This is a genomic window from Gallibacterium salpingitidis (assembly GCF_001678495.1).
GTDB classification, from domain to species: Bacteria; Pseudomonadota; Gammaproteobacteria; order Enterobacterales; family Pasteurellaceae; genus Gallibacterium; species Gallibacterium salpingitidis.
In genome coordinates, this window is sequence record NZ_JTJL01000066.1 from 1 (window position 1) to 9,098 (window position 9,098).

The following is a 9,098-nucleotide window of genomic DNA, read 5'->3' on the forward strand; positions in this document are numbered from 1 at the left end:
CTTTAGGGCGAAACCTAAAATTTAGATAAGAAATAATTTAGCTAAAAGTTTTATAATTGACTTTGTCAATAAGCTGAACCTCTTCAATTTTGAAGAGGTTTTTTGTTATTAAAGCGTGCGGTTCAGTGCAGTTTGGTAATAGTAATGATGTTTGGGATATATTGAGCAATAAAAAAGAATTGCCACAAATAATTGACCTTCATTTAAATGATGAAAAAAATCTTACCACAAAGCACTAATCTCAATTCAAATGATGATAGGTTCCCTTCTTTAATGAAATAAAGAAGGGTTAGGGAAGATTTAAATTAAGATATCAAATAAATAGCTGGAATTGCTTTAATGTATTGATATTATTGGATAATTTTTAGAAAACACTGTGAAAGGGCTAGTTTTTTCAAATCTCCCAACCCCTCTTCAATCTTGAAGAGGGTTTCTGCTATTGAAATACTGAGTTCAGTGCGTTTTGGTGACTTATGACGATTCATAATCTGAATATATCGTTTACAGTCAATCTAAGGACATTATTTACATCATTATTTCAAATTTAATTTTTTGTTATTACTGAACAGGAACAGCTTCCTCAACAGGAACATTATTACCGTTGCTATTATTGCTATTGCCATTATTATCTGGTGTATCATCTTCTGTCGCTTCATCAACAGAATCATTTAACTGCAATGCGTCCCAAATACTCGGTTGCGTATCGCTAGGTTGAGTTTCACCAGCGCCGCAAGGATTGTAATTGATCCATACAGGAATTTCTTGTCCGCCGCCATTACATGCCCAACTACCATGGCTATCGACTCTAACCCATTTCAAAGTGGAGGTTAATGGTAGTTTTAATGGAGTCACATCAATATTACCTAACAAGGCTTTATAAATTTGTAATGCGCCAGAAGCTCCGGTTAATTTGGTTTTACGGTTGTTATCTAAACCAGCCCAGACGGTAGTAACATTGTTACCATCAATACCCACAAACCAAGTATCGCGCCCATCATTTGTGGTTCCTGTTTTTCCGGCAAGATGTAGTGATGCAAATTGTGGTTGTAAACTACGCGCAGTACCTCGATCTACCACTTGTTGCATTGCAAAGAGTGTTTCTATAACCGCTTCTTCCGCTACCACTTGTTCAGGATTAATCGTACGTTGATAGAATTGATGACCATCTCGTTCAACTATATTGCGAATTGTCGTTAATGGGACTTTCGCCCCTTTATTAGCAATGACTTGATAAAGTTTAGTGACATCATACGGCGAAATAGAATAAGAGCCGAGTAACATTGATGGTACGCGTGGAATAGTCGCTTGATCCCACCCCATACTTTTTTGATTGCGAATAATATTATCTAACCCAACCGCCATACCAATATTGACAGTAGGAATATTTAAAGAACGTACTAATGCATTTAACAATGTTACTGAACCACTATATTTACGATCATAGTTACGTGGCTGCCAAGCTGGCTGACCTTTTAATGGAATACTGATCGGTTGGTTTTTAATTGGTGTATTCAATGCAAAACGTTCTGGATAAGAGAGTGCGGTCAAATAAACAGACGGTTTGACAAGTGAACCAATTTGACGTTTTGCTGATAAGACGCGGTTGAAACCGGCGTAATGCACATCAGTACCAGCGACTAATGCTTGAATCTCACCAGTACGATAATCAGCAATCAACATTGCTGCTTCTAAATCAGGAATCTTATGTTGTAATTTCAACTGATTTGTGCCACTGATTACTGCGATTTCAGCTTGTGTTTGTAATTCAGGATTTAAAGTGGTAAAGATTCGCGCACCAGAAAGGTAATTAAGTTTTTTATTACCTAATAATTGATTTAATTCTTGACGCACCGCCTGCATAAAGCCTGGTTGCGGTTGTTGAATCGGACGTTGCGCCTGTACACCTAATGGACGCTGGCTTAACATTTGGTAGAGTGCATTGTCGATAATGTTGTGTTCTAACATAAGTTGTAACACTGTATTACGACGTTTTTTTGCATTTTCAGGATTGCGCCAAGGATTATACAATGACGGCCCTTTTACCATACCGACTAATAACGCAATCTGATCTAAGTTAATTTCTTGAATTGGACGACCAAAATAGAATTGGCTCGCTAAGGCAAAACCATGGATTTGTGTATCACCGCTTTGCCCTAAATAGATCTCATTAAGATAGGTTTCAAGAATACGATTTTTATCATAATGAGCATCTAACATAATCGCCATAATGATTTCATTAAATTTACGGGTAAGAGTACGCTCATTACTAAGAAAAAGATTTTTCACCAATTGTTGCGTGAGTGTACTTCCGCCTTGTACGGTATGCCCTGCTTTCAAGTTATTAATTAATGCACGAGCGATACCGATAAAACTCACTCCATCGTGAGAAAAGAAATTACGATCTTCGGTTAAAATTAAAGTATCAATTAAAAAGCGTGGATATTGTTGCAAAGGAATTGCTAAGCGTTCTTCATCTTCAGAGTTTAGCATCGCTATCAATTTTGGTGATAAGCGAAATTCTGGCACAACTTTACGCGCGACCAAGTCTTCAATTGCCGTTAATTGTTGTTGCTGAAAGCGTAAACGCAAAACACGTTGTGGTTCAGGATGTTCAGGGAAGGCAAAGGCACGACGAATTAACACAATCGTATCTTGATCAATTTTAAAATCACCCGGCGCAGCGAGCAGAGAAGTTTGCCGATAACCATTTTCGATTAAACTTTTTTTCACCTCTTCCAAAGAGGGTTGTGTTTCTTGTTTAATAGTCGGAATTTGCCCATAAACTTCGGCAGGTAATTGCCAGATCTGACCATCCATTTTAGAACGGATTTTTCCGTCCAAATAAATGCCATAAAAACCAACCATAAAAACGGCGGTAATTCCCAGTTTAACGGAGAAAGAGAGAAATCTATCCTTAAGCACTGGACGTTGTTTCTTTGGTGCTTGTTTAGGTGAATTTTCTGCCATAATTAACTACTTATTGTGTTTTATTAAGCATTGTTATTTGCTTGATCTTGTTTATCCAACTCAATGACGTGTTCAAGCGCCTGTTCAAAATGCGCAAAATAATGTTCTTCACCAATTAATTGGATAATGCCTGATTTTTTCAATTCGCGATCGACACGCTTGTTCGCGCCAGAAAACATAACAAGCACATTACGACGATGCAATGAACGAATCACATCTTCTAAGGCTTGAATGCCGGTCATATCAATAAATGGCACCCATTTTAAACGAATAATCAAAAATTTCGCATCAGTATTTGTACCTGCTAATGCACGCTCAAAATTTTCCACTGCCCCAAAGAAAAATGGCCCTTCTAAGGCAAACACTAATGCAGAATCAGGTAACGCGCTATTTTCACCTTGTCTGTTTAATTCAGCATTAATTTCACGAGCGCTGCTAGGCGAAACTTCGACGCTTGATGCCATTCGTTTTAAGAAGTAGAGCGTAGCAAGAATTACACCAATATTCACCGCAATTACTAGATCGGCAAAAACAGTGAGGAAAAAGGTAATCAAGAGAATGACTACATCTGCACGCGGTGCACGTTTCACCATATTTAAGAAACGGCGTACATCACTCATATTCCACGCCACGACAAAAAGAATTGCCGCTAATGCAGCTAATGGAATATTGGATGCTAATGGCGCTAATACTACCAAAATAATGATTAATGTGATTGCGTGAATAATACCGGCTAATGGGCTATTACCGCCGTTACGAATATTGGTTGCAGTACGAGCAATTGCCCCGGTAGCGGCAAAACCACCGAATAATGGCGCAAGAATATTCGCAATTCCTTGTCCAACTAATTCTTGGTTAGATTGGTGTTTTGTGCCTGCCATACCATCTGCTACTACCGCAGAAAGCAAAGATTCAATTGCGCCTAACATCGCAATAGTAAATGCAGGGCCAATTAAGGTAATCATTTGATTCCATTCTAAACGCGGAATAGAGAATTCAGGTAATCCTTGCGGAATACCACCGAAAACGCTACCAATAGTTTTTACACCATCAAATTGCGCAAATTGTTGAATCACAGTAATAATGATTAAAGCGACTAAAGGGCCTGGAATACGATGGAGATATTTAATTTTTGGCGCATATAAAACTAATAATAATGCTGCAATCGCTAATAAAGTAGTAGCAAGATGAAGTTGTGGAAACACTTGCAATAATTGCCATACTTGTTGATGAAAGTGTTGGCCGCTAATTTCAGGTAATCCGAAAAAGTTACGCCATTGTCCCACCCAAATAATGACGCCAATTCCGGCGGTAAAACCGACAATAACCGGTGCTGGAATAAATTTAATAATCACACCCATTTTGCTAATACCTAAAGCAAAAAGGATTAATCCTGCCATTAGGGTAGCGATTTGTAAGCCTTCAACGCCATATTGAGCCGTAATACCGGAAAGTACCACAATAAAAGCGCCGGTAGGGCCGGCAATTTGTAAACGACTGCCGCCAAAGAGAGAAACGGCTAAACCAGCAATAATAGATGTGTAAATGCCTTGTTCAGGTTTAACGCCAGAAGCAATTGCAAACGCCATTGCTAAAGGTAAAGCGACCACACCGACAATCACACCAGCAACGAGATTATTGAGCCAATATTTTTTTTGTAATAGCCCGGCTTTATAGGCTTCTTGGATTGCAAACATAATGATGAATTTTAATAAGAAATGAAGACGATATTATAAAGGAGTAGTGGTGTTTCTCAATAAGGAATAAGTAAAAAACTATAGTTAATTCATTAAAAAAGAGGAGTTGTATATTGTTGATAGAAATGTAAAAATTCATTGTGCATTAAGTATGATGAAAGGTTATAGATTATGGCAACAACGAATTTTAAAACAGAAAATAATACATTTAGAAAGTTAATTGGGAATGGTTTAACTTATAAAATTCCCCGTTTTCAACGTGACTATAGCTGGGATCTAGAACAATGGGAAGATTTATGGGCAGATATTTTATCCATATTAAAGGGAGATGAAGATTTTTCTCATTATATGGGTTACTTAGTGCTGCAATCTACGGATGATAAATCTTTTGATGTAATTGATGGACAGCAACGTTTAACTACCTCAACTTTGATCATACTTGCGATTTTGAAGAATTTACAACGTTTAATTGATGAAGGAATTGATTCAGAGCGGAATAAGCAACGTTTAGATCAAATTCGTCAAACCTATATTGGTTATTTAGATCCAGTTACGTTGATTTCTCGTTCAAAATTAACATTAAATCGTAATAATAATGACTATTTTCAAACTTATTTAGTTCCTTTGGGGCATTTACCTCAACGAGGTTTCCGAGCATCAGAGCACTTATTACGTAAAGCTTTTGAATGGTTTGATAAACAAGTAGCAAACTATTTAAAAAATACACAAGGAGAAAAAGGAAAAGTTTTAGCTCAGTTAGTTGAAGATATTAGTGATGGCTTATTTTTTACTGTCATTACAGTAACAGATGAATTAAATGCTTATAAAGTTTTTGAAACATTAAATGCACGTGGAGTTCGTTTATCTTCAACGGATTTATTAAAAAATTACCTATTTTCAGTATTGGATAAATCTCAAGAATCACTTTTAGAACTAAAAAACTTAGAGGATCGTTGGGAAAGTATGGTTAGTCGTTTGCAATCTGAGAAATTTCCTGACTTTTTGCGTACACATTGGAATAGTAGATATAAACTATCTAGACAAGCGGAATTATTCAAAACAATCCGTAATAATGTTAATGATAGAGAAACTGTTTTTTCGCTCATTCGTGGCATGGAAGAAGATTTAGATCATTATCTTGCTCTTTCATCACCAGAAGCTTCAAATTGGCCTCAAAATGATAAACAGGCGGCAGTGATTTTAAAAATGTGTAGAGTAAAACAACCATTTTCATTATTACTTGCAGCCAAACGTAAGTTTTCAGCTGAAAATTTTTCAGAATTATTACGTGCTATAAAAGTGATTTCTTTTCGATATAACACTATTGGTGCGTATAGCCCAACAGAACAAGAAAGGATTTATAACACTATTGCTGAGCAAATTAGTCAAGACAAGATTACTTTATTATCACAAGTTTGGCCATTATTGAAACCAATTTATATTGATGATGCTCGTTTTAAAGCAGATTTCGCTGAAAAAGTAATAAAAACAACAGATTCAAGAACTAAACGAATTGTACGTTATATTTTATGTGCATTAGAAAAACAATGTTCTGGTAGTGAATATGATTTTTCAAGTGATAGTTTTAATATTGAACATGTCTTACCTCAGAATGCACCTGATGGTTGGGGTGGGTTTAACAATGATGAGAGTAACGCTTTGGTATATCGTTTAGGTAATATGACTTTACTTCAATCAGGAACAAATCGTGATTTGGGTACTTTAGATTATCTTCATAAACGTCCTGTTTTTCAGCAAAGTAATTTTGAAATTACGAGGAAATTAGCAAATGATTATATGGAGTGGACAGCTGAAAAAATATTAAGTAGGCAAATATGGATGGCAAATCAAGCTATAACAGTTTGGAGAGTATCTCAATTAAATTAATAATGTATTTATTGTGATGAAACGATAATACTAGGAAGTAGTTGTACCATTGTTCATCAATGGTACAACTTAATCATTAATCTTATTCTTCTCCCACTTCCACCAACTCTGGAGTTTTAAATGGAGATGGTTGACCGGTTAATTTAGCTAAAATGCTTGCTAAAGTTTGACGCATCTCTTTACGATGTACGATCATATCAATCGCACCTTTCTCAAGTAAAAATTCACTGCGTTGGAAACCTTCAGGTAATTTTTCACGTACAGTTTGTTCGATAACACGTGGGCCAGCAAAACCAATTAATGCTTTTGGCTCAGCAATATTAATATCGCCCAACATTGCAAAACTTGCAGAAACACCGCCAAGTGTTGGGTCGGTTAATACAGAAATAAATGGCACACCTTGTTCACGCATTTTTGCTAATACTGCACTGGTTTTCGCCATTTGCATTAATGAAATTAACGCTTCTTGCATTCTCGCGCCGCCGCTAGCAGAGAAGCAAACAAATGGACAATTATCTTCTAGCGCTTTTTCAGCAGCTTTCACAAATTTTGCACCAACGACAGATCCCATAGAACCGCCCATAAAATCAAAGTTAGATGCAGCGGCAACGATCGGCATTTCATATAACTTGCCAGAAAAAGCAATCAACGCATCTTTTTCACCGGTTTGCTTTTGCGCAGCTGAAAGACGATCTTTATAACGTTTTAAATCTTTAAATTTTAAGATATCTTGCGGTTCAAGGTCAGCGGCTAGTTCGACTGCACTATCAGGATCTAACAATGCCAACAGACGAGTACGTGCATCAATACGCATATGATGACCGCATTTCGGGCAAACTTCTAAATTACGTGTTAATTCTTCACGATAAAGAACTTGTTCACAACCAGTACATTTAGTCCAAATTCCTTCAGGAACATTCGATTTACGCGCGCCTGAAATCGGGTTTTTATTAAAAATTCTTTCAATCCAGCTCATATTTATTTATCTCCAATGTTGGAATGACTGCGAATGCGGGCGTTATTAAAGCATAAAATTAAGGAATTGAGTATCTTTTCCTTGTGCTTACTCAATTGAATCCGCTAAAAAAAGTGGCCCTACGGCATTTTTCGGTAAGCCAAATTGGCTTGGATAAGCGACTTCAACTAAATATAAACCAGCAGCTTTCGCAGTTGGTGCCGCGAGGGTACGATCTTTTTGTTGTAATAACCAAGCGATCCATTCTGGCGGTTGATTACCTGCTCCGACCTCTAATAAACTACCGACAATATTACGCACCATATGGTGAACAAAGGCATTTGCTTGAATATCTACTATAATATAGTGGCCTTTTCGTGTCACATTTAAATGGTGGACATTACGATTGGGGGATTTCGATTGACATTGTGCTGCGCGGAACGAGCTAAAATCATTTTCCCCTAATAAAAATTGCCCAGCCGTATGCATTAATTCTGCATTTAATGGTTGATAGTAATGGGTAAGACCGGTAGCAAGAATAGCGGGGCGTTGCGGCTGATTATAAATAATATAACGATAGCGGCGTGACAATGCGCTAAAACGTGCGTGAAATTCAGGATCAACTTGATGCGACCAAGTTACTGCAATGTCATCAGGCAAATGTGCATTAGTACCAAATGTCCAAGCCTGTAAGGGGCGTGTTGCATTGGTTTCAAAATGGATCACTTGTCCGGTAGCATGAACGCCGGCGTCAGTACGTCCAGCGCAAAAAATCTCAATCGGTTCATTAGCAACAATGCTTAAGGCGCGTTCTAGCTCGCCTTGAATACTTTGTACCGATTGTTGTTTTTGCCAGCCAAAATAACCCGAACCGTTATAAGTAATGCCAAGAGCGATTTTTTTCATCATATATCAAAGGAAAAGATCTGTATTTAGATAAAAAAACACCAACAAATTTGTTGGTGTTCTTTTTTTAACAAAGTGAATTAAGCACGTTTGAAGTCAATGTGAACGAGTTTTGGTTTGAATGGGTGACGTTGCATAGCTTGTACTTTAACAGCAACTTCTTTGCCATCAATAACCAAAGTAATAACTTCAGAATAGAATGAATCTTGTGCTTGAGCGTTATTTAATTCATCGTGATTTAAAACGATTGATACTGGTGCTTCTTCACCGCCATATACGATAGCAGGAATTTGACCATTTCTACGCAAGCGGCGGCTCGCACCCTTTCCTTGCGCTTGACGAACTTCAGCGTTAAATTTAAACATTTTTATATCTCTTTAGTTAAAACCTAAAATACTAGGTCGTTAAACAAAACAAGCCACAGGCGACCCAGCGGCTTGACGAAATTGATGCTGAATGAAATCAGCGGGGGCATTATAGAGAAATTACCTAAAAATGCAATGTTTTTGTTTTGCTACTAAGATGTGGTTTGGATAAATAAATCAGTTTATAAAAAATCTCAATAAAAGTCTGTTGGGTTCCCTCTCACTCTTGCCCGAATGCAGATAAGATTTTCAGGCAAAAAAGCTGTCAATTTTTCGAGCTTGCGAGAAAAATCTCTTTTTTTGCCGCCCGGAAAATCTTAT

General features: G+C 37.2%; 6 protein-coding genes. 1 reads left to right on the forward strand and 5 read right to left on the reverse strand.

Features of this window, described 5'->3' with window-relative positions:
- Positions 1–558: 558 nt before the first annotated feature.
- Positions 559–2,967: a penicillin-binding protein 1B gene (gene mrcB / locus QS62_RS10745; protein WP_066110050.1), complete on the reverse strand. Its 2,409-nt coding sequence runs from the start codon at positions 2,965–2,967 to the stop codon at positions 559–561.
- A gap of 23 nt (positions 2,968–2,990) precedes the next feature.
- Positions 2,991–4,664, reverse strand: coding sequence for a SulP family inorganic anion transporter (locus QS62_RS10750; RefSeq protein WP_066110052.1), 1,674 nt, complete (start codon positions 4,662–4,664; stop codon positions 2,991–2,993).
- Between the two features lie 171 nt (positions 4,665–4,835).
- On the opposite strand from QS62_RS10750, the gene QS62_RS10755 reads away from it, so the two are divergent.
- Complete coding sequence (locus QS62_RS10755; protein ID WP_066110054.1) at positions 4,836–6,551, forward strand: DUF262 domain-containing protein; 1,716 nt, start codon at positions 4,836–4,838, stop codon at positions 6,549–6,551.
- Positions 6,552–6,633: 82 nt separating this feature from the next.
- Here the strand turns inward: QS62_RS10755 and accD are convergent, their stop codons facing one another.
- From accD to rplY, 3 genes are all read right to left on the reverse strand, one after another.
- Positions 6,634–7,527 (reverse strand): acetyl-CoA carboxylase, carboxyltransferase subunit beta, encoded by an 894-nt coding sequence (gene accD / locus QS62_RS10760; RefSeq protein ID WP_066110056.1) that lies wholly within the window; start codon positions 7,525–7,527, stop codon positions 6,634–6,636.
- A gap of 87 nt (positions 7,528–7,614) precedes the next feature.
- Complete coding sequence (truA, locus tag QS62_RS10765; protein ID WP_066110058.1) at positions 7,615–8,412, reverse strand: tRNA pseudouridine(38-40) synthase TruA; 798 nt, start codon at positions 8,410–8,412, stop codon at positions 7,615–7,617.
- An 80-nt stretch (positions 8,413–8,492) separates the two neighbouring features.
- A complete protein-coding gene (gene rplY, locus QS62_RS10770; protein WP_066110060.1) occupies positions 8,493–8,777 on the reverse strand; it encodes a 50S ribosomal protein L25 in 285 nt (94 codons plus the stop codon).
- Positions 8,778–9,098: the final 321 nt, after the last annotated feature.